The sequence below is a fragment of the Terrabacter sp. Ter38 genome (assembly GCF_024519435.1).
Lineage (GTDB): Bacteria > Actinomycetota > Actinomycetes > Actinomycetales > Dermatophilaceae > Terrabacter.
In genome coordinates this window covers 40,194-66,672 of the sequence record NZ_JALJRZ010000007.1, presented here as the reverse complement: position 1 = coordinate 66,672, position 26,479 = coordinate 40,194, and the positions used below count along the sequence as shown (strand labels likewise).

The window sequence follows — 26,479 nt, the reverse complement described above, 5'->3', positions numbered from 1 at the left end:
TAGCCTCAGCCGGAGACGGCCGTGCGCAGGGCCTCGACGCGGTCGGTGCGCTCCCACGTGAACGCGTTCTCGACCCCGTCGGCCTTGGTGCGGCCGAAGTGGCCGTACGCGGCGGTCGGGCGGTAGATCGGACGCAGCAGGTCGAGCGCGTCGACGATGGCAGCCGGGCGCAGGTCGAAGACGTCGCCGATGGCCTGCTGGATCTTGTCGACCGGGACGGTCTCGGTGCCGAAGGTCTCGATGTAGAGGCCGACCGGCTGCGCCTTGCCGATGGCGTAGGCGACCTGGACCTCGCAGCGACGGGCGAGGCCCGCGGCGACGACGTTCTTGGCGACCCAGCGCATGGCGTACGCGGCCGAGCGGTCGACCTTGCTCGGGTCCTTGCCCGAGAAGGCACCGCCGCCGTGGCGGGCCATGCCGCCGTAGGTGTCGACGATGATCTTGCGGCCGGTCAGGCCGGCGTCACCCATCGGGCCACCGATCTCGAAGCGGCCGGTCGGGTTGATCAGCGCCCGGTAGCTCGACACGTCGAGGTCGGTGCCGCTCTCGCGCAGCTCGGCGAGGACGGGCTCGATGACGTGGGCCCGGATGTCGGGTTCGAGCATGCCCTCGAGCGAGACGTCGGGGGCGTGCTGGGTCGAGAGCACGACGGTGTCGAGCGAGACCGCTCGGTCGCCCTCGTAGGCGATGGTGACCTGCGTCTTGCCATCGGGGCGCAGGTAGGCGAGCTCGTCGCTCTTGCGCACCTGCGTGAGGCGCTCCGAGAGGCGGTGGGCGAGGTGGATCGGCAGCGGCATGAGCTCGGCCGTGTCGTCGCACGCGTAGCCGAACATCAGGCCCTGGTCGCCGGCGCCCTGCTTGTCGAGCAGGTCGTCGTCGTCACCCGTGCGGTGCTCGTGCGCCGTGTCGACGCCCTGGGCGATGTCGGGCGACTGCGCGCCGATGGAGATCGAGACGCCGCAGGTACGCCCGTCGAAGCCCTTCTGCGAGCCGTCGTAGCCGACCTCGAGGATGGTCTCGCGCACGATCTTCGGGATCTCGACGTAGGCCGTCGTCGACACCTCGCCGGCGACGTGGACGAGCCCGGTCGTGACCATGGTCTCGACGGCGACGCGGGCCTGCGGGTCGTCGGTGAGGAGCGCGTCGAGGATCGAGTCGCTGATCTGGTCGCAGATCTTGTCCGGGTGCCCCTCGGTGACGGACTCGGACGTGAACAGACGTGCGGACACTTGCTCTCCCTCGGTCGGGTGCGTGGTGATGTGCTTCGTGGTGTGCGTGCCGGGCGCGCGGCGACGGTCGGGTACGCGTGTGGGGCGAGAGTCTAGTGCTCAGTCCAGCAGGGGCGAGACGGTGTCCCACAGCGCGTCGGCGACGGCGTCCTTGGAGGTGGGGCCGACCGTGGTCGCCTCGTCGGTGCCGCGCCGGAGCAGGTGCACCGTCGTGTCGTCCTTGCCGAAGGTCAGGTCGGTGCCGACCTCGTTGACGACCTGGAGGTCGCTGCCCTTGCGGACGAACTTCGCGCGCGCATGGTCCATGACACTGCCGTGGGCGTCGCCCGTCTCGGCGGCGAAGCTGACGATGAACGGCGTGCCCGTCCCACGGGCGTCGCGGTCCGCGACGAGCCCACGGACGATGTCGGGGTTCTCGACGAGCTCCACCCGCAGGCCTGCGTCGGGGTCGGACGACTTCTTGATCTTGCTCTCGCTCACGAGCGCCGGGCGGAAGTCGGCCGGCGCGGCGGCCATGACGACGACGTCGGCGTCCGACGCCGCCTCCTCGACCGCCCGCTGCAGCTCGAGCGTCGTCTCGACCCGGACGACGTCGATGCCGTCGGGCACGGGGAGGGAGACGTTCGCGGCCACGAGGGTGACCTTCGCCCCGCGCTCGGCGGCGGCGCGCGCGATGGCCACGCCCTGCTTGCCGGACGAGCGGTTGCCGAGATAGCGCACCGGGTCGAGCGGCTCCCGCGTGCCACCGGCGGACACGACGACGCGGCGGCCCTCGAGGTCGCGCAGCGGTGCCTCGGCGACCGCGGACCCGTCACCTGCGACGATCGCGAGGCAGGCGGCATACAGCGCCTCCGGCTCGGGGAGGCGCCCGGCGCCGGAGTCCTTGCCGGTGAGGCGACCCACGGCCGGCTCGATGACGTGCGCTCCGCGCGAGCGGAGCGTGGCGACGTTGGCCTGCGTGGCCGGGTGCTCCCACATCTCCGTGTGCATCGCCGGCGCGAAGGCGACCGCGCACCGGGCCGTGAGCAGGGTGTTGGTGAGCAGGTCGTCGGCCAGACCGTGTGCAGCCTTGGCGATCAGGTCGGCCGTGGCCGGCGCCACGACGACGAGGTCGGCCGACTGGCCGATGCGCACGTGCGGGACCTCGTGCACCGACGTCCACACCTCGGTGCTGACCGGCTTGCCCGAGAGGGCCGACCACGTCGGCGCCCCGACGAACTGGAGCGCCGCCGCGGTGGGCACGACCGTGACGTCGTGCCCGTGCTCGGTGAAGAGCCGGAGCAGCGAGCAGGCCTTGTAGGCGGCGATGCCGCCACTCACCCCGAGGACGACGCGCATCGGCTGCTCCGGACCCGTCGGGGTGCTCAGGCCTCGGTGGGCGTCGAGGTCAGCAGGCCCTCGTTGATCTCACGCAGCGCGATCGACATCGGCTTCTCGTGGACCTCGGTCTCGACGAGCGGGCCGACGTAGTCGAGCAGGCCCTCCTGCAGCTGGGAGTAGTAGGCGTTGATCTGACGGGCGCGCTTGGCGGAGTAGATGACGAGCGCGTACTTCGAGTCGGCGGCGGTCAGGAGGTCGTCGATCGGCGGGTTGGTGATGCCGATGGGAGCAGCCTGGGTACCGGACACAGTGATCTCGTTTCGTTGGTTTCAGCGGGCGTGAGGTGCGTGCCGCGACGTCGACGCCGGAGCGGTCGTGGGCCGTCGGCTGGCACACATCACGTCGGGACTCACCGGTCGGCGCGTCCCGATCTCATCAATGATACGAGTTCTTCGCTGGCCCGACGAACATCGTCGTTGACGACGACCTCGTCGAACTCGCTCTGGGCCGCCATCTCTCCCCGTGCGGTGGACAGGCGACGCTCGCGCTCGGCCTCGTCCTCGGTGCCGCGGCCGACGAGCCGGCGCACCAGCTCGTCCCAGCTCGGCGGGGCGAGGAAGACGAAGAGCGCCTCGGGCCACGTGTCGCGCACCTGCCGCGCGCCCTGCAGGTCGATCTCGAGCAGGGCGTCGCGGCCCTCTCGGATGACGCGCTCGACGGGACCCCGCGGCGTGCCGTACTTGGCGACACCGTGGACGACGGCGTACTCGAGGAACTCCCCCGCCTCGACGAGACGGTCGAACTCGTGGTCGTCGACGAAGTGGTAGTGCACCCCGTCGACCTCGCCCGGTCGCGGGCGGCGGGTCGTCATCGAGACGGAGAACCAGACGCCCGGGAAGTGGGTGCGCACGTAGGCCGCGATGGTGCCCTTGCCGACCGCTGTGGGGCCGGCGAGCACGGTGAGCCGACCACGCCTGGGGGCTGCTGCGTCGTGCTGGGGCTCCGCGGGCGATGTCGGGTCAGTCGACATCACGGCTTCTCGAAGCGGTGGAGCAGGGCGGCGACCTGGTTGGCCCCGAGGCCGCGCACGCGTCGAGACTCGGCGATGCCGACCTCGGCCATGATCGCCTTGGCACGGACGCGTCCGACGCCGGGCATCGACTCGAGCAGCTCGGTGACCTTCATCTTGCCGATGACCGGGTCGGCCTTGCCGTCCTCGAGGACCTCGGAGAGCGAGCCGCTGGAGTACTTGAGCCGGTTCTTGACCGCTGCTCGCTCCCGACGTGCGGCTGCAGCCTTCTCCAGTGCTGCGGCCCGTTGCTCAGGGGTGAGCGGTGGAAGCGCCACGGTCTTCGGTCTCCTCGCTGCCTGCGGGAGCGCCCTGCGCCCCCTGTCGTTCTGCACGTCTCGCGTGTTGTCTCCGCCGAACCTAGCGATCCGGCCGTGCGCGCCGCAACGCGGGCCCGGCCGGCGGGTCCCTCGGAACGTCTCCCGAAGGCGCTCGGATGCCGTTCACGCCCGGCTCAGCGACCGAGGTCGATCCCGCACGTCTCCTTGGCGTGCGTCTCGATCCGCTTGGCGGAGCTCTCGAAGCCCTGCATCCGTCTCGTCAGGCCAGCGAGGTCGGGCTGGGCCACCGTGAACGTCGTGACGAGGACCTGCAGCTGTGCCCAGTCCGCCTTGACCTCCTCCGGGGCGCTCGCCTCGATGGAGGTGATCGTCGCGACGAAACGGGCCGCGGCTGCAGGATCCTTGAGCGTCGAGCTCGCATCCTTCCAGTCCGCCTCGGCGGCCGTCAGCGCATCGCAGTAGGAGCCGGTCGACCCCGACGAACAGGCCCCGAGTGAGGTGGCCGTGAGCAGGAGCGCGAGGGCCACCGAAGGGCCTTTGCGCAGGGCCGTCGTTCGCATCCCCACACCGTATGCCGTGTCGTCGGCCCCGGTGGCGAGGAGTCGGCGTACGCGTCGCGCGCGAGTCATGCCGCACGGCATACCCGGCGGGGAAGTTCCTGTGACGAGGGTGCGAGCGTCAGGCCGGCCGGAGCGCCTCGGCGACCTCCACCGTCCGGGCGACGAGACGGCTCGGGTCCGGACCGGCGGCGAGGATCTCGCGGCTCGATGCCGCGAGCACCTGGCCACGGGCCGCGCCGAAGGTCGAGGCGAGCGAGTCGACGGTGCCGCCCTGGGCACCGAAGCCCGGCGCGAGCACCGGCGTCGCGGCACTCACGAGGTCGAGCCCGAGGTCCTGCACGGCACGGCCGACCGTGGCACCGATGACGAGTCCGATGCTGCCCAGCTCGGTCCGGCCTCGCGCCGGGGCGTTGTCAGCCGCCGCGCCCTCGACGACGGACGCAGCCACGGACCGGCCGTCGCGCACCGCGTGCTGGACGGTCGCGCCCTCCGGGTTCGAGGTCAGGGCGAGGACGAAGAGCCCGCGCCCCGTCTGCTCGGCGAGGTCGATCGCGGGGCGGAGCGACTCGTAGCCGAGGTACGGGCTGACGGTGAGCGCGTCCGGAGGGGCGACGGCGTCCGGGCCGAGGTAGGCCTCGGCGTAGGCGCCCATGGTCGAGCCGATGTCGCCGCGCTTCGCGTCGAGGATCGTCAGGGTCCCGGCCTCGTGCAGGTCGGTCAGCACGCGCTCGAGAACGGCCAGACCCCGACTGCCGAAGACCTCGAAGAAGGCGGACTGCGGCTTGACGGCGGCGACCCGGCCGGCGAAGGCCTCGACGCACGTCAGGGCGAAGCGCTCGAGGCCGGCGACGTCGTAGGACAGTCCCCACGACTCGACGAGCCCCCGGTGGGGGTCGATGCCGACGCACAGCGGGCCGTGGGCTGCCATGGCGTCGTGGAGGCGGGCCCCGAAGGCCTGGGTCATCGTTCGGTCTCCTTCACGGTTCGGGTGGCTCAGCGGCCGTGGGCCACGGCGACAGCGTCGGTGAAGCGCTCGAAGCCCTTGGCGTCGAGCAGCTCGCAGAGCTCGCGCAGGACACGGACCGGCGCCGACGGGTCGTTGAAGACCGCGGTGCCGACCTGGATCGCGCTCGCACCGGCGGCGACGAGCTCGAGCGCGTCACGGCCCGTGCGCACGCCTCCGACGCCGATGATCGGGACGGTGCGGATGCGGCCCTCGAACATCGCCTGACGCACCTGCCAGATGGCCCGGACCGCGACCGGTCGGATGCCGGGTCCCGAGAGGCCGCCGGTGACGCCGCCGAGCTGCGGGCGCATCCGGTCGGTGTCGATGACCATGCCGAGCAGGGTGTTGATCATCGTGAGACCGTCGGCGCCGGCCTTGACGCAGGCGGCCGCGATGGCGGTGATGTCGGTGACGTCCGGGCTCAGCTTGGCGAACACCGGGATGTCGCGCGGCAGCTGCTCGCGCACGAGCGCGATGACCTTGGCCGAGGCGAGCGGGTCGCAGGCGAAGACGAGGCCGCGGTTGGCGACGTTGGGACACGAGATGTTGACCTCGACGCCGATGACGGCGTCGAAGGCCCGGCTCGCGCGCAGCGTGGCCGCGACGTGGGCGTACTCGGTGCTCGAGCTGCCGGCGATCGAGGGCAGCACGCGCGCGCCGACGGACTGGAGCCACGGCAGGTCCTCGTCGACGAACGCCTCGATGCCCGGGCCCTGCAGGCCGATCGAGTTGAGCATCCCGGAGGGAGTCTCGGCCATCCGAGGGGTGCCCCGGCCGGACCGCGGGTCGGCCATGACGGACTTGGTGACGAACGCCCCGAGGTCGGCGACGTCGAAGAAGCGGTGCAGCTCCCTGCCGTTCGCCGCGCAGCCCGAGGCGGTCATGAGCGGGTTGGGCAGCCGGTGGCCGCCCCCGAGGTCGACGGAGAGGTCCACCATCAGTGGCCACCCACCTTCGGGGCGCCGACGGCATCGTCGGGGACGCGGGCATGACCTCCGTCGAAGGAGTCCCAGCGGACTCGGTCGCCGCGGAAGACCGGCCCCTCGACACACGAGCGCGCCATCCGGGTGCGGCCGTCGGCGCCGACGACCGGCATGACGCACGTCATGCACACGCCGACCCCGCAGGCCATCGACTCCTCGACGGCGACCTGGGCGACGGCGCCGTGCGCCTGGGCGACCCGGGTGATCGACTCGAGCATCCCCATCGGCCCGCAGCCGTAGACGACACCGGCCTTCGTGCGCTCGATGATCTCCGGCAGCGGGTCGCTGACCCAGCCCTGCTGACCGGCTGAGCCGTCGTCGGTCGTCACCGTGACGCCGTCGCAGCTACGACGGGCCTCGACGACCCCGAAGAGGCGGTCCTCACTTGCGGCACCCAGCACCATCTCGACGTGGCAGCCGCGCTCGCGCAGCTCGGCGGCGAGCCAGAAGAGCGGCGCGCTGCCGTAGCCACCGCCGACGAGGACGCAGGCCACGGGGTCGGTCGGCAACGGGAACGCCTTGCCGAGCGGGCCGACGACGTCGATGGTGTCGTGCGGCGCGCGGTCCACGATCCACCGGGTGCCGGTGCCGACGGCCGAGACGACGATCTCGACGGTGCCGCCGTAGGTGCCGCTCGGGCTGACCTTGTGGATCGAGAAGGATCGGCGCAACAGGGTGCCGGACGTCTCGCCACCGACGGCGAGCGCGACGAACTGACCCGGGCGGGCCAGCTCGGCGACGCCGGGGGCGACGAGGGTGAGGTGCTGGTACGCGCCGACCCGCCGGGTCGCGATGACCTCGGCGACCACCTGCGTCACCCGGGCGCGCAGCTGACGCTCGCTCATGCGGTCGCTCCCGCCGTCGCCGGGACCGCTGCCGTGCCGCGACCGTAGAGGTCGAGGTCGCGCGCGTGGTCCTGCAGCGACTTGACGCGGATCTCCTCGGTGAGCCCCGCCTCGATGCCGAGGACGGCGGCAGCGAGCGTCGCGATGGTCGTGATGATCGGCTTGTCGGCGCTCGTCGTGGCTGCCCGGATCGCGTAGCCGTCGGCACGGGCGTCCTGGCCCGACGGCGTGTTGACGACCATCTGCACCGTGCCCTCGCGGATGAGGTCGACGATCGACTTCTCCCCCGGCGCGTCACCGTCGCGCTCGGTGATCTTGCGGACCAGCGTCGCGGGGATGCCGTTGCGCTTGAGCACCGCGGCCGTGCCGCTCGTGGCGAGGATGGTGAAGCCGAGGTCGACGAGGCGCTTGACCGGGAAGAGCATGGCGCGCTTGTCACGGTTGGCCACCGACACGAAGATCGCTCCGGTGCGCGGCAGCGCCGACCCGCCACCCTGCTGGGCCTTGGAGAAAGCCGAGCCGAAGTCGACGTCGATCCCCATGACCTCGCCGGTCGAGCGCATCTCCGGGCCGAGGAGCGAGTCGACCGCCACTCCCTCCTTCGTGCGGAAACGCTTGAAGGGCAGCACCGCCTCCTTGCACGAGACGGGCGCGTGGTCCGGCATCCGTCCGCCGTCGCCGGTCGGGGGCAGCATGCCCTCCTCGCGCAGCTCCTTGATCGTGGCCCCGAGCATGACCCGGGCCGCGGCGCTCGCGATGGGCACGCCCGTCGCCTTGGCGACGAACGGCACCGTGCGCGAGGCGCGGGGGTTGGCCTCGATGACGTAGAGGATGTCCTGGGCCAGTGCGAACTGGACGTTCATGAGGCCGCGGACGCCAATGCCCTCGGCGAGCTTGCGCGTCGCCACGCGCACCCGTTCGAGCTCGCCGTCGCCGAGCGTGGCGGGTGGCAGCGTGCACGAGCTGTCGCCCGAGTGGATGCCGGCTTCTTCGACGTGCTCCATGATCCCGCCGAGGTACATGTCCTCGCCGTCGAAGAGCGCGTCGACGTCGATCTCGATCGCGTCGTCGAGGAAGCGGTCGATGAGGATCGGGTGGTCGGGCGAGGCCTCGGTGGCCTTCTCGACGTAGGTGACGAGAGAGTCGTCGTCGTAGACGATGACCATGCCGCGGCCACCGAGGACGTAGGACGGTCGCACGAGCACCGGATAGCCGATCTCGCGCGCGACGAGGAGTGCCTCGTCCGAGCTGTAGGCCGTGCCGTGCTTCGGGGCGATGAGGCCGGCCCGGGCGAGCACCTGCCCGAAGGCACCACGGTCCTCCGCGAGGTGGATCGCGCTCGGCGACGTGCCGACGATGGGCACGCCCTCGTCCTCGAGCGCCTGCGCGAGTCCGAGCGGTGTCTGACCGCCGAGCTGCACGATGACGCCGGCGATCGGCCCGGCCTGGCTCTCGGCGTGGATGACCTCGAGGACGTCCTCGAGCGTCAGCGGCTCGAAGTAGAGACGGCTGCTCGTGTCGTAGTCGGTCGAGACCGTCTCGGGGTTGCAGTTGACCATGACCGTGTCGAAACCCTTGTCGCGCAAGGAGAATGACGCGTGCACGCAGGAGTAGTCGAACTCGACACCCTGCCCGATGCGGTTGGGTCCCGAGCCGAGGATGATGACGGCCGGGCGCTCACGCGGCGCGACCTCGGTCTCCTCGTCGTAGGAGCTGTAGTGGTAGGGCGTCGTCGCGGCGAACTCGGCCGCGCACGTGTCGACGGTCTTGTAGACCGGGCGCACCCCGAGGGCGTGGCGCACACCGCGGACCACGGCTTCCGGCATCCGTCGGACGGAGGCCACCTGGGCGTCGCTGAACCCGTGGCGCTTGACGAGGCGGAGCAGCTCCGGCGTCAGCTGGGGGGCGTCGGCGAGCATCGTCGCGACGTCGTTGACGAGCGCGATCTGGTCGAGGAACCACGGGTCGATGCCGGTGGCGTCGTGGACCTCCTCGACGCTGCACCCCCCGCGCAGCGCCTGCTGCACGAGCACGATGCGGCCGTCGGTCGGGATCCTGGCCTCATCGAGCGCGCGCTCGGCCACGACCTTCGTGATCTCGCCGTCCCAGTGGAAGCTCGCACCCTTCTTCTCGAGCGAGCGCAGGGCCTTCTGCAGCGCCTCGGTGAAGTTGCGCCCGATCGCCATGGCCTCGCCGACCGACTTCATCGTCGTCGTCAGCGTCGGGTCGGCCGCCGGGAACTTCTCGAAGGCGAAGCGCGGCACCTTGACGACGACGTAGTCGAGCGACGGCTCGAAGCTGGCCGGGGTCTCGCGGGTGATGTCGTTGGGGACCTCGTCGAGCGTGTAGCCGATGGCCATCTTCGCCGCGATCTTGGCGATCGGGAAGCCGGTCGCCTTGGAGGCCAGGGCGCTCGACCGCGAGACGCGCGGGTTCATCTCGATGACGATGATGCGTCCGTCGTCGGGGTTGACGGCGAACTGGATGTTGCAGCCGCCGGTGTCGACGCCGACCTCACGGATGACGGCGATGCCGATGTCGCGCAGCCGCTGGTACTCGCGGTCGGTGAGCGTCAGGGCCGGCGCGACGGTGATCGAGTCGCCCGTGTGCACGCCCATCGGGTCGAGGTTCTCGATGGAGCAGACCACGACGACGTTGTCGGCGTGGTCGCGCATGACCTCGAGCTCGTACTCCTTCCAGCCGAGGATCGACTCCTCGAGGAGCACCTCGGTCGTGGGGCTGTACTGGAGTCCGGCACCGCCGAGGAGGCGCAGGTCCGCCTCGTCGTAGGCGAAGCCCGACCCGAGGCCGCCCATCGTGAACGACGGGCGCACGACGACCGGGTAGCCGAGCTCGTCCGCGGCGGCGAGCAGCTCGTCCATCGAGTGGCAGATGAGGGACTTCGCCGACTCCGCACCACACCGCTCGACGACGCCCTTGAACTTCTCGCGGTCCTCGCCGAGCTGGATCGCCCCGACGTTGGCCCCGATGAGCGGGCAGCCGTACTTCTCGAGGACTCCGTTCTCGTGCAAGGAGATCGCGCAGTTGAGCGCCGTCTGCCCGCCCAGAGTGGCGAGGACGGCGTCGGGGCGCTCCTTGGCGATGATCGCCTCGACGACCTCAGGGGTGATCGGCTCGACGTAGGTGGCGTCGGCGAACTCGGGGTCGGTCATGATCGTCGCCGGGTTGCTGTTGACGAGGATGACGCGGATGCCCTCCTCGCGCAGCACGCGGCAGGCCTGGGTGCCGGAGTAGTCGAACTCGCAGGCCTGGCCGATGACGATCGGCCCCGACCCGATGACGAGGACGCTCTTGATGTCGTCGTTCTTGGGCATCAGGCGCTGACCTCCGTGGTCTGGTGGGTGGTCTGTCTGGTGGTCATGAGCTCCACGAAGCGGTCGAAGAGGTAGGCGGCGTCGTGCGGGCCGGCGGCGGCCTCGGGGTGGTACTGCACGGAGTACGCGGGGCGGTCGAGGCACTCGAGCCCCTCGACGACGTCGTCGTTGAGGCACACGTGCGAGACACGGACGCGGCCGTATGCCGTGTCGCTGTCCTCGTCGAGTGGCGCGTCGACGGCGAACCCGTGGTTGTGGGCCGTCACCTCGACCTTGCCGGTCGTACGGTCCATGACCGGCTGGTTGATGCCGCGGTGGCCGTACTTCAGCTTGTACGTGCCGAAGCCGAGCGCGCGGCCGAGCAGCTGGTTGCCGAAGCAGATGCCGAAGAACGGGATGCCGCGGTCGAGCACCTGACGCAGGAGCGCGACCTCGCGCTCGGCGGTGGCCGGGTCACCGGGACCGTTGGAGAAGAAGACGCCGTCGGGGCCGGACTCCCCCACCGCGAGGACGTCCTCGATCGTGGCGGTGGCCGGGAGCACGTGCACCTCGATGCCGCGCTGCGCCATGAGCGCCGGGGTCATCGCCTTGATCCCGAGGTCGACGGCCGCGACGGTGAAGCGCGTGTCGCCGACGGCCGGGACGGCATACGGCTCGGAGGTGGTGACCTCGGCGGCCAGCGCGGCCCCGGCCATCTGCGGGCTCGTGCGGACCGCGTCGAGCAGCTCGGCCTCGGGGCGCTCGGCCCCGTCACCGCTGAAGATGCCGACGCGCATCGCGCCGCGCTCGCGCAGGTGGCGGGTCAGGGCCCGCGTGTCGATGTCGCAGATGCCGACGACGCCCTGGTCGACGAGCTCGTCCTCGAGGTCGCGCGTGGCGCGCCAGTTCGACGACCGGATGGCGGGATCGCGCACGACGTAGCCGGCGACCCAGATGCGGCTGCTCTCGTCGTCCTCGGTGTTGACGCCCGTGTTGCCGACGTGGGGCGAGGTCATGACGATGACCTGCCGGTGGTAGCTCGGGTCGGTGAGCGTCTCCTGGTAGCCCGTCATGCCGGTCGAGAAGACCGCCTCGCCGACGGTCTCGCCCAGAGCACCGTAGGACGACCCGCGGAAGGTGCGGCCGTCCTCGAGAACGAGGGTCGCCGCCACGCGGGTGCGTGTGGGCCACCCGTCACGGGTGGGCACGGTCAGGGGGGTCTGGGTGGTCACAGGTCTGCTCCCGAGGTCGTCGCGTTCGTCAGTTCTCGTCGGGTGTCCGCGCCGTTGCGGACGTCGTGGGTGACGCGTCCCGCGTGGACCGTCGCGAGGACGGCACCGTGCAGGGTGCGCCCGTGCCACGGGTTGTTGCGCGAGCGGCTGCGGCTCGTGGCGGCGTCGACCGTGACCTCGCGGTCGGGGTCGACGAGGGTGATGTGGGCTGGGCTGCCGACGGCGAGCTCCCTTCCCTGGTGGGCGAGCCCGCCGATCCGTGCCGGCGCGGTCGACATGACCCGTGCCACGTCGGCCCAGTCGAGCAGGCCGGTTCGCACCATGACGTCGCTGACCACCGAGAGGGCCGTCTCGAGGCCGAGCATCCCGAAGGCCGCGTCGACGAAGGCGTGCTCCTTGTCGTGACGGGCGTGGGGGGCGTGGTCGGTGGCGACCGCGTCGATGGTGCCGTCGGCGAGGGCCGCGCGCAGGGCCTCGACGTCCTCGGTCGGACGCAACGGCGGGTTGACCTTGTAGACGGGGTCGTAGCCGACCAGGAGGTCGGTCGTCAGGACGAGGTGGTGGGGCGTGACCTCGGCCGTGACGTCGATGCCCTGCGCCTTCGCCCAGCGGATGACCTCGACGGTCCCGGCGGTCGAGACGTGCGCGACGTGGACGCGGGAGCCGGTGTGGCGGGCCAGCATGACGTCGCGTGCGACGATCGACTCCTCGGCGATGCCGGGCCAGCCGGGCAGGCCGAGCCGACCGGAGACCTCGCCCTCGTGGCAGCAGGCCTCGCGGCCGGCGAGGCGCGGGTCCTGCGCGTGCTGGCTGACGACGCCCCCGAAGGGCTTGATGTACTCGAGGGCCCGGCGCATGATCCGCGCGTCGTGCACGCAGTGGCCGTCATCGCTGAAGACGCGCACCTTCGCCCGCGAGCGGGCCATGAGACCGAGCTCGGCGAGCTCGGCACCCTCGAGGCCCTTGGTCACGGCGCCGACGGGCACCACCTCGGTGAGCCCGCAGGCGCGTCCGAGGTCGAGCACGCGTTCGGCGGCCTCGGCGGTGTCGGTGACGGGGCTCGTGTTGGCCATGGCGAAGATGGCGGTGAAGCCGCCGGCGGCCGCCGCAGCGGACCCGGTGGCGATCGTCTCGGCATCCTCCCGGCCCGGCTCGCGCAGGTGCACGTGGAGGTCGACGAGGCCGGGCAGCGCGACGAGGCCGTCGGCGTCGAGCACCTCGGCGTCCGACGGCGCCGAGACCGAGCCCACCTCGGTGATGACGCCGTCCTCGACGAGCAGGTCGGCCGGGTCGGCGCCGAGCAGCCGGGAGCCGCGGATCACGAGGCGGGTCATCGGACGGCTCCTTCGGTGGCGCTGGCGGGCATCGGCGCGGGCGTGTCCTCGCCGGCGAGCAGGTGGTAGAGCACGGCCATCCGGACCGCGACGCCGGCCGAGACCTGGTCGAGCACGACCGACTGCGGGGAGTCGGCCGCCTCGGGGGCGATCTCGAGGCCGCGGTTCATCGGGCCGGGGTGGAGCACGAGCACGTCGTCGTTGCGAGCGACGAGCCGCTCGAGCCGGTCGCGTGTCAGGCCGTAGCCGACGGTGTACTCGCGCGCCGTCGGGAAGTAGCCGCCGCTCATCCGCTCGCGCTGGACGCGGAGCATCATGACCGCGTCGACCGACCCGTGCTCGCCCTCGCCGTCGAGGACGGGGTCGAGGTCCCAGCTCGTCGCGAAGCCGTCGGCCGCGCTCCACGCCCCGATGCCGCTCGGCATGAGCGTCGGCGGCGCGACGACGGTGACCCGGGCACCGAGGGTCTTGAGGGTGATGATGTTGCTGCGGAAGACCCTGGAGTGGGTGAGGTCGCCGACGATGACGACGTGCTTGCCATCGAGGTCACCGAGCCGAGACCGCAGGGTGTACGCGTCGAGCAGGGCCTGGGTCGGGTGCTCGTGGGTGCCGTCGCCCGCGTTGATGACGCTGCAGCGCACCCACTGGGCGACCTGGTGGCAGGCGCCGGACGCGTGGTGCCGGATGACGAGCGCGTCGACCGCCATGGCGTCGACGGTCATCGCCGTGTCCCGGAGGCTCTCGCCCTTGCTCGTCGAGGAGCCCTTGGCCGAGAGGTTGATGGTGTCGGCCGACATCCACTTGCCCGCGATCTCGAACGAGCTGCGGGTCCGGGTCGAGTCCTCGAAGAAGAAGTTGATGACGGTGCGTCCGCGCAGGGTCGGCACCTTCTTGACCTCGCGTCGCTGGAGGTCGTGCATCGACGCCGCAGTCTCGAGGATGTCCTCGACCTCGGCCCGGCTGAGGTCGGCGGAGGAGATGAGGTGCTTGGTCATCGTGCGTCACCCCCGCTGATCCGCACGACGTCGAGGCCGTCGACCTCGGCGACCCGGACGTGCACCCGCTCGGCGCTCGAGGTCGGCAGGTTCTTGCCGACGTGGTCGGCGCGGATCGGCAGCTCGCGGTGGCCCCGGTCGACGAGCACGGCGAGGCGCACGGCGCGGGGGCGCCCGAGCTCGGAGAGCGCGTCGAGCGCGGCACGGATGGTGCGACCGGAGTAGAGGACGTCGTCGACGAGGACGACGACCTGGTCGTCGATGCCGCCTGCCGGGATGCGCGAACGGTGAGCCGTGCGCACCGGGTTGCGGCGCAGGTCATCGCGGTGGAGCGTGATGTCGAGCTCGCCGACGGGGACCACGGTCCCCTCGACCTCCTCGATGCAGGCGGCGAGACGGCGGGCGAGCGGGACCCCGCGCGAGGGGATGCCGAGCAGGACGAGACCGTCGCTGCCCTTGTTGCGCTCGAGGATCTCGTGACCGATGCGCCGCAGCGCCCGGGAGATGTCCCCCTCGCTCATGACGTCGCGAGCGTCCTCGGGGATGCTCGAGCGGTCGGTCGATGACTGGTCGGGTGCACTCAGGTCAGGGCAGGGCATCGCCGCTGGACCTCCTTCCCCGCCTCACAGGACGGTGGTTAAAGGATGTCTACGGCGCCGAGTGTAACGTCCGTCTCCGCACGCCCCGACACCGCGCCACACCGTGAGAACGGCCTGAGCGGAAGCGACGAGGCGTCCTGCCGCGACCCGGACCCCGATCGTCCGCCATCGCGGTTAGCCTCCGAGGGTGTCGATCACCTGGGCCGGGGCCCTGTCCTGGCGGCTGCAGCAGCAGCTCCTCGATCCCGTTCGCGACGTGTCGATCGCCGAGGTCGTGCGCCGGCTCGGCGCCGTGCCGGCCAAGGAGGAGCGTCTCGCCGAGCTCACCGTGCGCCTGCGGCGCGCGCACTCACGCCCCGGGGAGGTCGCCGAGGGACTCGTCGAGGGCAGTCTCGTCAAGGCGTACGCGTTCCGTGGCGGCACCCACTACCTGACCCCGCAGGACGGCGGCGCCTACCTCACGGTGCGCGCAGCCGGCCGCCAGTGGGAGCGGAGGAGCTGGCAGGAGTACTACCGGCTCGGGCCGAAGGACTGGCCGGCGTTCCGCGCTGCGGTGCGCGAGGCGCTCGCCGAGGGTCCGCTCACCGTCGCCGAGCTCGGCTCCGCCGTGACCCGGCGCCCGGCGTACCGCCACCTGCGCCCCGTGTTCGACGAAGGGGCCGTCACCCTGAGCAAGGCGCTGACGTGGCAGGGCGACATGGGTTTCGGACCGCCGCGCGAGGGACGGGCGACGTTCCAGCGGCTCGACGCCGACCCGCGCTGGGCGGGCACGTGGGACCTCGCCGAGGCGGGCCCGCACGTGGTGCGGGCCTACCTGCACGCGTACGGCCCCGCGACGCCCGAGCACGTCCACTACTGGCTGGGCGGCGGCCTCAGCGCCGGACGGCGCCGGGTCGACGGCTGGCTGGCCGACCTGCGCGACCGTCTGGAGCCCGTCGAGGTCGAGGGCAGGACGGCATACGTGCTCGTGGAGGACGCGGACAGCCTGCGCGCCGCCGAGCCGACGGACGTCCTGCGGCTGCTCCCGGGTCACGACCCGTGGGTCATGGGACCGGGCACCAAGGACGAGCACGTCGTGCCCCCGGACCTCCGCACGGCGGTGACACGCGGCGCGGACCTCGTCGTGCGCGGAGGGCTCGTGTGCGGCACGTGGTCCGTCGTCCGCGACGAGCTGCGCGTCGGGTGGGCCTCCGGCCACGGCACGCCGCCGCGGACCGCGCTCGACGACGAGGCCGCACGGCTGGCCGGGGTCCTCGGGCGACCGCTCGAGCCGGTCGTCACGACGGGCTGACCGCCCCGGACCGCCCGCGGACTGCCCCCCGACTGCCCCGGACCGACTGCGCACCGACGGCGAAGGGCACCCACCGGCAACGGTGGGCGCCCTTCGGTTGCCGGCGCCTGCGGCGTCTGCGTCAGACGATGGTCGCCTTGACCTCGGCGATGCGCGCCAGCAGTCCGTTGACGAAGGCGGGCGACTCGTCCGTCGAGAGGTCGGTGGCGAGCGCCACGGCCTCGGAGATCGCGACGCCGTCGGGGATCTCGTCGTTCCAGAGGACCTCCCACGCGCCGAGGCGCAGGATCGCGCGGTCGACGGCGGGCATCCGGTCGAGGGTCCAGCCCTGGCTGTAGTCGGTCAGCGCCGCGTTGATGTCGTTCCAGCGCCCGACGACGCCGCGCACGAGCTCCGCGGTGTACGGGTTGTTCGCCGCCCGCGACTCACGGTCGCCGAGGCGCTCGTCGAGGAGCGTCTCGGCGTTGAGGCCGCGCTGGTCCGCCTCGAAGAGGATGTCGAGCGCCCGGGTTCGGGCCTTGCTGCGTGCTGCCAAGGGAATTCGCGTCCGCTCAGTCGTTGACTCGGCCGAGGTACGAACCGTCACGGGTGTCGACCTTGACGCGGGTGCCGGACTCGAGGAAGAGCGGCACGTTGATCTGGGCGCCGGTCTCGAGGGTGGCCGGCTTGGTGCCGCCGGTCGAGCGGTCGCCCTGCAGGCCCGGCTCGGTGTGCGTGATCTCGAGGACGACCGACGCGGGCAGCTCGACGTAGAGCGGCAGGCCCTCGTTGGTGGCGACGAGCGCGTTCTGGTTCTCGAGGAGGTAGTTGGCGGCGTCGCCGACGACGGTCTCCGACACGTTGAGCTGGTCGTAGGTGTCGGTGTCCATGAAGACGAAGTCGGTGCCGTCCTTGTAGAGGTACTGCATCGTCCGCTTGTCGACGTTGCTCGTCTCGACCTTGGTGCCGGCGTTGAACGTCTTGTCGACGACCTTGCCGGAGAGGACGGCCTTGAGCTTGGTGCGCACGAACGCCGGGCCCTTGCCGGGCTTCACGTGCTGGAACTCGACGACGGACCAGAGCTGTCCCTCGATGTTGAGCACCATGCCGTTCTTCAGGTCGTTGGTCGAAGCCATCGTCACAAACCACTTTCGTATGCCGGCCGGTCGGGGCGGGCGCCTGTGGGCACGCCGGATCGCCGGGCGTTCACTGTCTCGGGGAGTTGCCGCACGAGTCTAGCCGGGCCGCCACCGGATCGCGGAATCGCGCACACCCGTCGCCGTCCTCGCCGGTGTACGCTGACCCGTTCCCCCCGCCCCGCAACACACCGAGCAGGTCACGACCCACCGGCGTCCGACCCCGGTGTGTCGCCAGCCTCTCGGTGTGTTCCGCTGCAGAAAGGTTCTCGCGTGCCCTCGCCCGACCCAGGACTCGCCACCGAGCTCGCCCGGGAGCAGGCCTACCTCGACGACGCGCGGGAGCAGCTGGCGCGGATGCGCCGGCTCGCGGAGTCGCTCGACGCGTCCACGGCGAGCGACGCGATCTCGGGCGAGGTCCTCGGCTGGGTGCTGGCCCGACGCATCGCGTCGTTGCAGGACGACCCGCGCACGACACTCTTCTTCGGACGCATCGACGTCGACCCCGCGGCCGGACCCGCCGAGCAGTTCCACATCGGACGTCGCCACGTCTCCGACGCGGCGGGCGACCCCGTCGTCGTCGACTGGCGCGCCCCGATCTCGACCGCGTTCTACCGGGCGTCGCCGCTCGACCCGATGGACGTCGTGCTGCGGCGTCGGTTCGGGGTCGACAAGGGTCGCCTGACCGCCCTCGAGGACGAGCACCTGCGCGAGCCCGAGCAGTCCGCCTCGTCGGCAGGCTCGCTCCTCGCGGCGGAGATCGAGCGCCCCCGCACCGGTCCGATGCGCGACATCGTCTCGACGATCCAGCCGGAGCAGGACGAGATCGTCCGCAGCGACGTGGCCGTCAGCGTGTGCGTGCAGGGCGCGCCGGGCACGGGCAAGACGGCCGTCGGGTTGCACCGGGCGGCCTGGCTGCTCTACTCCTTCCGCGACCGTCTCGACCGCGCCGGCGTTCTCGTCGTCGGCCCGAACCGTGCCTTCCTCGACCACATCGGCGCCGTCCTGCCGTCGCTCGGCGAGGTGCGCGTCGGCCACGCGACCATCGAGAGCCTGCTGGACCACGGCCGGGTGCGCGCCGACGAGCCGGCGGACGTCGCCGCCCTCAAGGGCGACCCACGTCTCGCGTCGGTGCTGCGTCGCGCGGTCTGGTCGAGCATCGTGCGCCCCACGGAGGCGGTCGTCGTGCCGCGCGGCGTGCGGAAGTGGCGCGTGCCGGCCCACGAGGTGGCCGACATCCTCGACGAGCTCGCTGCCCGCGGCGTGCGCTACTCCGCCGCGCGCGACCTCCTTCCCCAGCGGCTCGCCCACCACGTCCTGCTCGAGATGGAGCGCGCCGGCGAGGCGCCCGACGACCGGGTGCAGGACGCCGTCGCCAGGTCGGCCGCCGTCAAGACGTACGTCTCGTCCGTCTGGCCCGCCCTCGACCCGCAGCGAGTGCTGCACCGGTTGTGGTCCGACACCGACGCGTTGCGTGCCGCTGCCGGCGATGAGCTGACCGACGAGGAGCAGTCGATCCTGCTGTGGGACAAACCGCCCCGCACCAAGGGCGCCGCCCGCTGGTCACGCGCCGACATGGCCCTGCTGGACGAGGTCGGCGACCTGCTGCGTCGCGTGCCGAGCCTCGGCCACGTCGTGCTCGACGAGGCGCAGGACCTCTCCCCCATGCAGCTGCGCGCCGTCGGCCGCCGGTGCTCGACGGGCTCGGTCACGGTGCTCGGCGACATCGCCCAGGGCACGACACCGTGGGCGACCTCGTCCTGGGACGACGCGATGCGTCACCTCGGCAAGGAGGACCACGACCTCGTCGTGCTCGACCGCGGCTTCCGGGTCCCGGCCGCCGTCATCGAGTACGCCGCGCGTCTGCTGCCTGTCATGGCACCGGGCCTCGGCGCCCCGGTGTCGGTGCGCGACAACCCGGGACGGCTCGAGATCCGTCCCGCAGCGGTGGGCGAGCTCGATGTCGAGGTCGTGCGGGCGGTCGAACGCGCTACGGGTGCGGCCGGCTCGGTCGGTGTCATCGCGCCCGACGCCGACGTCCAGCGGGTCTCGGCCGCCCTCGCGAGAGCTGGCGTCCCCCACGGCCGGCTCGACCGGGACCACGGGGACGACGAGGACCACCAGGTCGAGGTCGTGCCCGCCAGCGTGGCCAAGGGTCTGGAGTTCGACCGCACCGTCGTCGTCGAGCCGGCTGCGATCGCCGCGGCCGAGCCCGACGAGCGCACCGGCCTGCGGCGCCTCTACGTCGTGCTGACCCGAGCCGTGACCGGGCTGACGATCGTGCATGCCCAACCGCTGCCCGAGGCGCTAGGCGCCGCCTGACCCCGGCTCACCCGAGCCCTTGGTGGGAAGCCCACCTCTCCGCGGCCCGGTCCGCAGCGGCCGCGACCAGTGCCGCGAGCTCGGGGCGGTCCGGCACGGTGAACGACACGTAGGCCCCGCGCCCGCCCTCGACGGGCCGGCCGTACGCCTTGGCCGCGAGGTGGCCGTCCGGGAGCATCCGGACGTTGAGGGTGTCGAGCCGGAACTCCTGACCCCGGCGGGTGTCGTTCCAGCGCAGCGGCCCCGGGATCGTCACGTTGATCGCCATCGCGCTGACCACGAGGTCTTCGTCCTCACTCATGGGAGCAGGTTCCCACGAGCCCCGGCGCCGGGTGGGGTTCAGACGCCGATCGTCAGCGCCGCGGTGTACCCGGACGAGGTGCTGCCCGACATCGTCGCCGGCCGGTGGATGCCACGGTCGTCACCGAAGACGGTGTCGCGCTGGAGACTGACCTGCGAGAGGTTGCCGACGCTCTGCTCGTCGCCGCTCGTGGCACAGACCACCTCGCAGGTGGATCGGGGCAGGGCGATCTGTGAGGTCTTGACGATGGGGCCGCTCGACGTCGCGTCGCTCACCTTCGAGTAGACCTCGACGTGGATGTGCGGCCAGCGGCCCGAGCGGCAGGCCGGGAAGATCGACGTGAAGGTCGCCGTGCCCGACTCGTCGGTGGCCTGCACGCCGCTCTTTCTCGTCGGCCGCGTCCTGGCTGTACATCGAGTAGCTGCCGTCGCGGTCGCAGTGCCAGACGTACACGGCGGCACCGACGAGGGCCGAGCTCGTCGCGAGATCCTTCACCGTGAGCGTGACGGTCAGGGGTACTTCCTCGGCCGTCGCCGAGCCGCTCGACGCAGCCGACGGGGTCCCGGTGCTGCACGCCGTGAGCGCGCCGGGACCCCGAGACCGCCGAGGAGGGTCAGGGGGCACGACGCCGGTCGACGAGCGTCTCGGTGCTCGCCCCTGCACCCTGCGCGAGGGCTTACGCGTCGACGATGACCGGGATGATGAGCGGGCTCCGCCGCGCCTGGCGGTGGACCCACGTGGACATCGCGCGGCGGACGAGCTCCTCGACCTGCTCGATGTCCTCGATGCCCTCCTTGGCGGCTGTGGTGAGAGCCTTCTGGATGGCCGGGGTGGCCTTGGCGAAGTCCCCGGGCTCGTGCTCGAAGCCGTGCGCGAGGTAGTCCGGTTCCTCGGAGAGCATGCCCGTGTCGGGGTCGACGATGCACACGATGGTGATCACCCCTTCCTCGGCCAGGGTCCGGCGCACGTGCAGCGACTCCTCGGTCGCCCCGCCGACGGTCATGGCGTCGACGTAGACGAGCCCGGCAGGAACGGTGCCGGTGATCGTCGCCCGGCCGTCGACGAGATCGACGACGGCGCCGTCGTGCCCGATGAGGGCGCGCTCGGCGTCGACGCCCGTGCGGATGGCGATGTCGGCGTTGGCTCGCAGGTGGCGCCACTCCCCGTGGACGGGCAGCACGCTGGAGGGCTGGACGATGTTGTAGCAGTACGCGAGCTCACCCGCGCTCGCGTGGCCCGAGACGTGCACCTTGGCGTTGCCCTTGTGCACGACGTTCGCACCCCAGCGGGTGAGCTCGTTGATGACGCGGTAAATGGCGTTCTCGTTGCCGGGGATGAGGGAGCTGGCGAGCAGCACGGTGTCGCCCTCGGTGATGCGGATCGGGTGGTCCCGGTTGGCCATCCGCGACAGGGCCGCGAGCGGCTCCCCCTGCGACCCGGTGCAGACGAGCGCGATCTGGTGGGCAGGCAAGCGCTCGAGCTGCTTGAGGTCGACGACCAGGCCCTTGGGGATGGTGAGGTAGCCGAGGTCAGCGGCTATGCCCATGTTGCGCACCATCGACCGGCCGACGAAGGCCACCTTGCGGCCATGGTCGCGGGCCGCGTCGAGGACCTGCTGGATGCGGTGCACGTGGCTGGCGAAGCTCGACACGATGACCCGGCCCGGAGTCGTGCGGAACACGGCCTCGATCGCCGGCGAGAGCTCGCCCTCCGACACCGTGAAGCCCGGCACCTCTGCGTTCGTCGAGTCGACGAGGAAGAGGTCGACGCCCTCCTCGCCGAGGCGGGCGAAGGCCCGAAGGTCGGTCACGCGCCCGTCGAGCGGGAACTGGTCCATCTTGAAGTCGCCGGTGTGCAGCACGAGGCCGGCGGCGGTGCGGATCGCGACGGCGAGCCCGTCGGGGATGGAGTGGTTGACGGCGACGAACTCGCAGTCGAAGGGCCCGAAGGAGCGGCGGTCGTCCTCGCTCACCTGCACGGTGACGGGGGTGATGCGGTGTTCCTGGAGCTTCGCCTCGAGGAAGGCCAGGGTGAGGCGGGAGCCGACGACGGGGATGTCCGGTCGCTCGCGCAGCAGGTAGGGCACGCCCCCGATGTGGTCCTCGTGGCCGTGCGTGAGCACGATCGCGTCGATCTTGTCGAGGCGGTCCCGGATCCAGGAGAAGTCCGGCAGGATGACGTCGACGCCCGGCTGGTGCTCCTCGGGGAAGAGGACGCCGCAGTCGACGACGAGCAGCCGCCCCGCGTGCTCGAAGACCGTCATGTTGCGACCGATCTCACCGAGCCCACCGAGGGGCACGATCCGCAGGCCGTCGCGAGGCAGCGCCGGGAGGTCCTGGGACCGTCGCGAGCTGCGCCCCCGACCTCGGGAGTGCTGCCGGCGGCCGCCGCCGGCGCTCACCGGCCGCTCCGGGGACGCGAGGTGAACGCCGCGGGCTGGGCGGTGGGCGGGTTCGTTGTCATGGTGATCTTTCTGGTGCTGGGGACGGAGACCCGCGGTGTGGGGGCCCGCGTCGGCGGTACTGGTTGGGGGTGCGATGGGTCGAGGCGTCGCGACGCCGGCCCGCGAGGTCAGACGAGGGCGCGCAGGGCGAGCAGGTAGGACTGCAGCCCGAAGCCGGCGACGGTGCCGGTCGCGACCCCGGCCACGACGGACGTGTGCCGGAACTCCTCCCGCGCCGCGGGGTTGCTGAGGTGGACCTCGACGAGGCTCCGACCACTCGTCGTCACGATGGCGCAGGCGTCGCGGACGGCATACGAGTAGTGGGTGAAGGCGCCTGGGTTGAGCACGACGTCGGCGCCGACGTCGACGGCCTCGTGCAGCCAGTCGATGAGCTCGCCCTCGTGGTTGGTCTGGCGGCAGTCGGCGACGAGCCCGAGCTCGCGCGCCTCGCGCTGCACCGCGGCGTGCACGTCGTCGAGCGTGTCGGAGCCGTAGACCTCGGGCTCGCGGGTGCCGAGTCGGCCCAGGTTGGGGCCCGACAGGACGAAGACCGTGGGTGCCGTCATGGGCGCGAGTCTAGTGAGCGCTCGCGTCGGGGCGCCGCGACACGAGGCCGTAGGCCGCCTGGAGCAGGGCGTCGTCGGGGCCGGCGAGGCGCGCGGGCCGGGCCAGGCCGTCGAGCACGACGAAGCGGAGCGTGGAGCCGCGGGACTTCTTGTCGCGCCGCATCGCGCTGAGCAGCTCGTCCCAGCGTCCGGCGGCATACGTCGTCGGGAGGCCGAGCGACTCGAGGACCGAGCGGTGCCGCGCGACGAGCGCGTCGCCCTCGGGACCGGTCAGGTGACCGGTGAGGCGGGCGAGCTCGGCGACGTAGACCATGCCGACACCGACCGCCTCGCCGTGCCGCCACGAGTAGTGCTCGACCTGCTCGATGGCGTGGCCGAACGTGTGGCCGTAGTTGAGGATCTCGCGCAACGAGCTCTCGCGCAGGTCTGCGGCGACGACCTCGGCCTTGACGCGGACGGCGCGCTCGATGAGCTCACGCAGGTGCGGGTCGGCGACGCTGCGCACGCGGTCCGCGCCGCCTGTCACGGACGCCTCGACGAGGTCGAGGATCACCGGGTCGGCGATGAAGCCGCACTTGACGACCTCGGCCAGCCCCGCGACGAGGTCGGCCTCGGGCAGGGTCGCGAGGACGTCGACGTCGCAGAGCACACCGGCCGGAGGGTGGAAGGCCCCGACGAGGTTCTTGCCCTCGGCGGTGTTGATGCCGGTCTTGCCCCCCACGGCCGCATCGACCATCCCGAGCAGGGTCGTCGGCACCTGGACGACGCGCACCCCGCGCAGCCAGGACGCGGCGACGAAGCCGGCGAGGTCGGTGACCGTGCCGCCACCCACTCCGACGACGGCGTCGGTGCGGGTGAAGCCGGCCCGGCCCAGCTGGGCCCAGAGCGCCGCCGCGACCTCGGCCGTCTTGGCGGCCTCTGCGTCGGGCACCTCGGCGACGTGGACGGCATACCCCAGGCCCTGCAGGGCCGCGGTGACCCGCGAGGTCAGCTCGGTCAGCGTCGGGGGATGGACGACGAGGACGCGCTCGACGTCGTCGCCGAGGAGGTCACCGACGCGGTCGAGCACGCCGGACCCGATGACGACGTCGTAGTCGTCGCCGACGGGGATCGTCGTCGGCTCGACTGCAGTGCTCACGCGCGGGCCGCCTCGAGCTCGGCGACGACGACGTCGACGACCTCCTCGGGCGTGCGTCCCGCGGTGTCGACGCGCACGGTCGCGACGCGCTCGTACGTGGGGCGACGGTCGTTCATCATCCGCACCCACGACGCGCGGGGGTTGACCGACAGCAGCGGGCGCGAGCGGTCGAAGCCGATCCGCTTGCTCGCGTCGGCGATGGCGACGTCGAGGAAGACGACGGCGTGGCCGGCGAGGGCGACCTCGGTGAGCGGGTCCATGACGGCACCCCCGCCGAGCGAGACGACGCCCGCTTCCTCCGCGAGCGCACGCGCCACCTCGGCGCGCTCGAGGTCGCGGAAGACGGACTCGCCGTCGTCGACGAAGATGTCGGAGATCGAGCGCCCTTCCGCGGCCTCGATGGCCGCGTCGACGTCGTGGAAGGCCACGCCGAGCCGCGCCGCGAGGGCCTGGCCGACCGTGGTCTTGCCGGCGCCGGGCGGCCCGACGACCACGGCGACGGGGCGGGTCACGTGGTCGTTCACCATGTGCGCAGCCCCTCCCGGATGCCGTCGAGGTACGCGGTGTGGTTGCGTGACGTCTCGGCCACCGAGTCGCCCCCGAACTTCTCGAGGCACGACTGGGCCAGCACGAGAGCGACCATCGCCTCGGCGACGACGCCGGCAGCCGGCACGGCGCACACGTCGGAGCGCTGGTGGATGGCCGTGGCGGCCTCCCCCGTCGCGACGTCGACCGTCGACAGGGCGCGGGGCACGGTGCTGATCGGCTTCATCGCCGCGCGGACGCGGAGCACCTGACCGGTCGACATGCCACCCTCGGTGCCGCCGGCACGGCCGGTGCGACGGGTGATGACGCCGTCGACCATCTCCATCTCGTCGTGCGCCTCGGAGCCACGACGGCGGGCCGTCTCGAAGCCGTCGCCGACCTCGACGCCCTTGATGGCCTGGATGCTCATGAGGGCCTGGGCGAGCTGCCCGTCGAGCTTGCGGTCCCAGTGGACGTGCGAGCCGAGGCCCGGCGGCACGCCGTAGGCGAGCACCTCGACGACGCCCCCGAGGGTGTCGCCGTCCTTCTTCGCCGCGTCGACCTCGGCGACCATGGCCGCTGACCCCGACGGGTCGAAGGCGCGCACCGGGTCGGCGTCGAGACGCTCGACGTCGTCGGGGGTCGGCAGGGACGCGCCGTCGGCCACCCCGGCGGTCCCGATCGACACGGTGTGCGAGACGAGACGGATGCCGTAGGACTGCTCGAGGAACCGTGCGGCGATCTCACCGAGGGCCACGCGGGCCGCGGTCTCGCGGGCCGAGGCGCGCTCGAGCACCGGGCGGGCGTCCTCGTGGCCGTACTTCTGCATGCCCACGAGGTCGGCGTGGCCGGGCCGGGGGCGGGTCAGCGGCTTGTTGCGCGCGACCTCCCTCTCGGCGTTGACGTCGTCGGAGGCGGCGAACGCCGCGTCGCTGACGGCCTCGGGGCTCATCACGGTCGTCCACTTGGGCCACTCGCTGTTGCCGATGCGCACGGCGATCGGCGAGCCGAGCGTCAGGCCGTGGCGCAGGCCGCCGAGGAACTCGACCTCGTCCTGCTCGAACGTCATCCGCGCGCCGCGGCCGTAGCCGAGCCGGCGGCGGGACAGGGCGGCCTGCAGGTCCTTCGCGCCGACCTCGACGCCGGCGGGGAGCCCCTCGATCATGGCGACGAGTGCGGGACCGTGCGACTCACCGGCCGTCAACCAACGCAACATGACCCGATCCTCCCACGCGGTCCGTCGCTGCCCCCGACCCGCCCGCTCCGCGGGACCACGCGGTTCGCGACCGGTTCCGCCGCTCCGGGTCGGTCACACGAGCGGGCGCACCTGGACGACGAGCGAGATGAGCAGGCCGAGCAGCATCCACGGGCCGAAGGCGATGTCGTCCTTGCGGGTGCCGCGCCGGAGGACGAGCCGCACGAGCCCGTAGACCCCCGCCAGGATGAACGCGGCGTACGACGCGACGAGGGTCGTGGACACGCTGACGTAGCCCGTCGCGAGACCGACGAGCCCGGCGAGCGTCACGTCGCCGTATCCGAAGCCGCTGCCGAGCAGTGCCGCCACGAGCGCGAGGACGAAGTAGATCGTCCACAGGACGGCGCCGGCGATCGCCGCCCGACGCAGCGCCTCCCAGTCGCCCGACGCGAGGGACGCCAGCGCGAGCTGTCCGACGAGAAGGGGGTAGGCCGGGCGCGTCAGTCCGCGCGGGAGTCGGTGGACGTCCGCGTCGACCCAGGCCAGGGCGACCGCGACGAAGGCGAACGCGAGGTAGGCGGGCGTCAGCGCCCACTCCGACAGTGGACCGAAACGCCAGCCGAGCAGGCCCCAGAGCAGCGCGAGCGCGACGGGCACGACCACCGAGGGCACGCGCGGCAGCGGTCCCTCCTCGTCGTCGAGCCGGTAGCCACCCGTCGCGAGACGGCGACGGAGCACCTCTCCGACGAGCGCCCCGGCGACGGCGAGCGCCAGGACGAACCACCACGGCGCACCGGGGGCCTCGACCCACGTCAT

General features: G+C 72.1%; 26 protein-coding genes. 2 read left to right on the top strand and 24 right to left on the bottom strand.

Annotated features, from left to right (window positions below):
- Positions 1-5: 5 nt before the first annotated feature.
- The 14 genes from metK to pyrR form a co-directional block, all read right to left on the bottom strand.
- Positions 6-1,229, bottom strand: coding sequence for a methionine adenosyltransferase (gene metK / locus NR112_RS15085; RefSeq protein WP_256795127.1), 1,224 nt, complete (start codon positions 1,227-1,229; stop codon positions 6-8).
- 99 nt (positions 1,230-1,328) lie between these two features.
- On the bottom strand, positions 1,329-2,567 hold the full coding sequence (coaBC, locus tag NR112_RS15080) for a bifunctional phosphopantothenoylcysteine decarboxylase/phosphopantothenate--cysteine ligase CoaBC (RefSeq protein WP_256795126.1): 1,239 nt from the start codon (positions 2,565-2,567) through the stop codon (positions 1,329-1,331).
- Between the two features lie 26 nt (positions 2,568-2,593).
- Positions 2,594-2,857 carry a DNA-directed RNA polymerase subunit omega gene (gene rpoZ / locus NR112_RS15075; protein WP_045192274.1) on the bottom strand — a complete coding sequence of 88 codons (264 nt, stop codon included), beginning with the start codon at positions 2,855-2,857 and terminating at the stop codon, positions 2,594-2,596.
- 101 nt (positions 2,858-2,958) lie between these two features.
- Complete coding sequence (gmk, locus tag NR112_RS15070; protein WP_256795125.1) at positions 2,959-3,579, bottom strand: guanylate kinase; 621 nt, start codon at positions 3,577-3,579, stop codon at positions 2,959-2,961.
- Complete coding sequence (gene mihF / locus NR112_RS15065; protein ID WP_020143992.1) at positions 3,579-3,896, bottom strand: integration host factor, actinobacterial type; 318 nt, start codon at positions 3,894-3,896, stop codon at positions 3,579-3,581. Before mihF ends, gmk begins: the two co-directional genes overlap by 1 nt.
- 176 nt (positions 3,897-4,072) lie before the next feature.
- Positions 4,073-4,528, bottom strand: coding sequence for a hypothetical protein (locus NR112_RS15060; protein ID WP_256795124.1), 456 nt, complete (start codon positions 4,526-4,528; stop codon positions 4,073-4,075).
- A gap of 49 nt (positions 4,529-4,577) precedes the next feature.
- Positions 4,578-5,423, bottom strand: a complete 846-nt coding sequence (gene pyrF / locus NR112_RS15055) for an orotidine-5'-phosphate decarboxylase (protein ID WP_256795123.1) — start codon at positions 5,421-5,423, stop codon at positions 4,578-4,580.
- A gap of 29 nt (positions 5,424-5,452) precedes the next feature.
- Complete coding sequence (locus NR112_RS15050; protein ID WP_256795122.1) at positions 5,453-6,403, bottom strand: dihydroorotate dehydrogenase; 951 nt, start codon at positions 6,401-6,403, stop codon at positions 5,453-5,455.
- Positions 6,403-7,293: a dihydroorotate dehydrogenase electron transfer subunit gene (locus NR112_RS15045; protein ID WP_256795121.1), complete on the bottom strand. Its 891-nt coding sequence runs from the start codon at positions 7,291-7,293 to the stop codon at positions 6,403-6,405. The genes NR112_RS15050 and NR112_RS15045 overlap by 1 nt, the downstream gene beginning before the upstream one ends.
- The gene (gene carB / locus NR112_RS15040) at positions 7,290-10,628 is read right to left on the bottom strand and encodes a carbamoyl-phosphate synthase large subunit (RefSeq protein ID WP_256795120.1); all 3,339 of its coding nucleotides are present in this window, start codon (positions 10,626-10,628) and stop codon (positions 7,290-7,292) included. The genes NR112_RS15045 and carB overlap by 4 nt, the downstream gene beginning before the upstream one ends.
- Positions 10,628-11,839, bottom strand: a complete 1,212-nt coding sequence (gene carA / locus NR112_RS15035) for a glutamine-hydrolyzing carbamoyl-phosphate synthase small subunit (RefSeq protein ID WP_374512521.1) — start codon at positions 11,837-11,839, stop codon at positions 10,628-10,630. Before carA ends, carB begins: the two co-directional genes overlap by 1 nt.
- The gene (locus NR112_RS15030; protein ID WP_256795119.1) at positions 11,836-13,173 is read right to left on the bottom strand and encodes a dihydroorotase; all 1,338 of its coding nucleotides are present in this window, start codon (positions 13,171-13,173) and stop codon (positions 11,836-11,838) included. The genes carA and NR112_RS15030 overlap by 4 nt, the downstream gene beginning before the upstream one ends.
- On the bottom strand, positions 13,170-14,168 hold the full coding sequence (locus NR112_RS15025; protein ID WP_256795118.1) for an aspartate carbamoyltransferase catalytic subunit: 999 nt from the start codon (positions 14,166-14,168) through the stop codon (positions 13,170-13,172). Before NR112_RS15025 ends, NR112_RS15030 begins: the two co-directional genes overlap by 4 nt.
- Positions 14,165-14,767, bottom strand: coding sequence for a bifunctional pyr operon transcriptional regulator/uracil phosphoribosyltransferase PyrR (gene pyrR, locus NR112_RS15020; protein WP_256795117.1), 603 nt, complete (start codon positions 14,765-14,767; stop codon positions 14,165-14,167). The genes NR112_RS15025 and pyrR overlap by 4 nt, the downstream gene beginning before the upstream one ends.
- 187 nt (positions 14,768-14,954) lie before the next feature.
- On the opposite strand from pyrR, the gene NR112_RS15015 reads away from it, so the two are divergent.
- Positions 14,955-16,058, top strand: coding sequence for a DNA glycosylase AlkZ-like family protein (locus NR112_RS15015; protein ID WP_256795116.1), 1,104 nt, complete (start codon positions 14,955-14,957; stop codon positions 16,056-16,058).
- 121 nt (positions 16,059-16,179) lie between these two features.
- Here the strand turns inward: NR112_RS15015 and nusB are convergent, their stop codons facing one another.
- Together nusB and efp are read right to left on the bottom strand one after the other, a co-directional pair.
- Complete coding sequence (nusB, locus tag NR112_RS15010) at positions 16,180-16,593, bottom strand: transcription antitermination factor NusB (protein ID WP_020143981.1); 414 nt, start codon at positions 16,591-16,593, stop codon at positions 16,180-16,182.
- A 16-nt stretch (positions 16,594-16,609) separates the two neighbouring features.
- A complete protein-coding gene (gene efp / locus NR112_RS15005; protein WP_020143980.1) occupies positions 16,610-17,173 on the bottom strand; it encodes an elongation factor P in 564 nt (187 codons plus the stop codon).
- A 273-nt stretch (positions 17,174-17,446) separates the two neighbouring features.
- Here efp and NR112_RS15000 point away from each other — a divergent pair, with 273 nt between their 5' ends.
- Positions 17,447-19,495, top strand: a complete 2,049-nt coding sequence (locus tag NR112_RS15000) for an AAA family ATPase (protein WP_256795115.1) — start codon at positions 17,447-17,449, stop codon at positions 19,493-19,495.
- 7 nt (positions 19,496-19,502) lie between these two features.
- Here the strand turns inward: NR112_RS15000 and NR112_RS14995 are convergent, their stop codons facing one another.
- The 8 genes from NR112_RS14995 to NR112_RS14960 form a co-directional block, all read right to left on the bottom strand.
- Positions 19,503-19,796 carry a hypothetical protein gene (locus NR112_RS14995; protein ID WP_256795114.1) on the bottom strand — a complete coding sequence of 98 codons (294 nt, stop codon included), beginning with the start codon at positions 19,794-19,796 and terminating at the stop codon, positions 19,503-19,505.
- A 38-nt stretch (positions 19,797-19,834) separates the two neighbouring features.
- Complete coding sequence (locus NR112_RS14990) at positions 19,835-20,173, bottom strand: hypothetical protein (RefSeq protein WP_256795113.1); 339 nt, start codon at positions 20,171-20,173, stop codon at positions 19,835-19,837.
- A 299-nt stretch (positions 20,174-20,472) separates the two neighbouring features.
- The gene (locus tag NR112_RS14985; RefSeq protein ID WP_308337154.1) at positions 20,473-22,197 is read right to left on the bottom strand and encodes a ribonuclease J; all 1,725 of its coding nucleotides are present in this window, start codon (positions 22,195-22,197) and stop codon (positions 20,473-20,475) included.
- Between the two features lie 170 nt (positions 22,198-22,367).
- A complete protein-coding gene (gene aroQ / locus NR112_RS14980; RefSeq protein ID WP_020143975.1) occupies positions 22,368-22,805 on the bottom strand; it encodes a type II 3-dehydroquinate dehydratase in 438 nt (145 codons plus the stop codon).
- A gap of 10 nt (positions 22,806-22,815) precedes the next feature.
- Positions 22,816-23,943, bottom strand: a complete 1,128-nt coding sequence (aroB, locus tag NR112_RS14975) for a 3-dehydroquinate synthase (protein WP_256795112.1) — start codon at positions 23,941-23,943, stop codon at positions 22,816-22,818.
- Entirely contained in the window at positions 23,940-24,470 is a 531-nt protein-coding gene (locus NR112_RS14970; protein ID WP_256795111.1) for a shikimate kinase, read from the bottom strand. Before NR112_RS14970 ends, aroB begins: the two co-directional genes overlap by 4 nt.
- The gene (gene aroC / locus NR112_RS14965; protein WP_256795110.1) at positions 24,464-25,684 is read right to left on the bottom strand and encodes a chorismate synthase; all 1,221 of its coding nucleotides are present in this window, start codon (positions 25,682-25,684) and stop codon (positions 24,464-24,466) included. Before aroC ends, NR112_RS14970 begins: the two co-directional genes overlap by 7 nt.
- A gap of 93 nt (positions 25,685-25,777) precedes the next feature.
- Positions 25,778-26,479, bottom strand: coding sequence for an A24 family peptidase (locus tag NR112_RS14960; protein WP_256795109.1), 702 nt, complete (start codon positions 26,477-26,479; stop codon positions 25,778-25,780).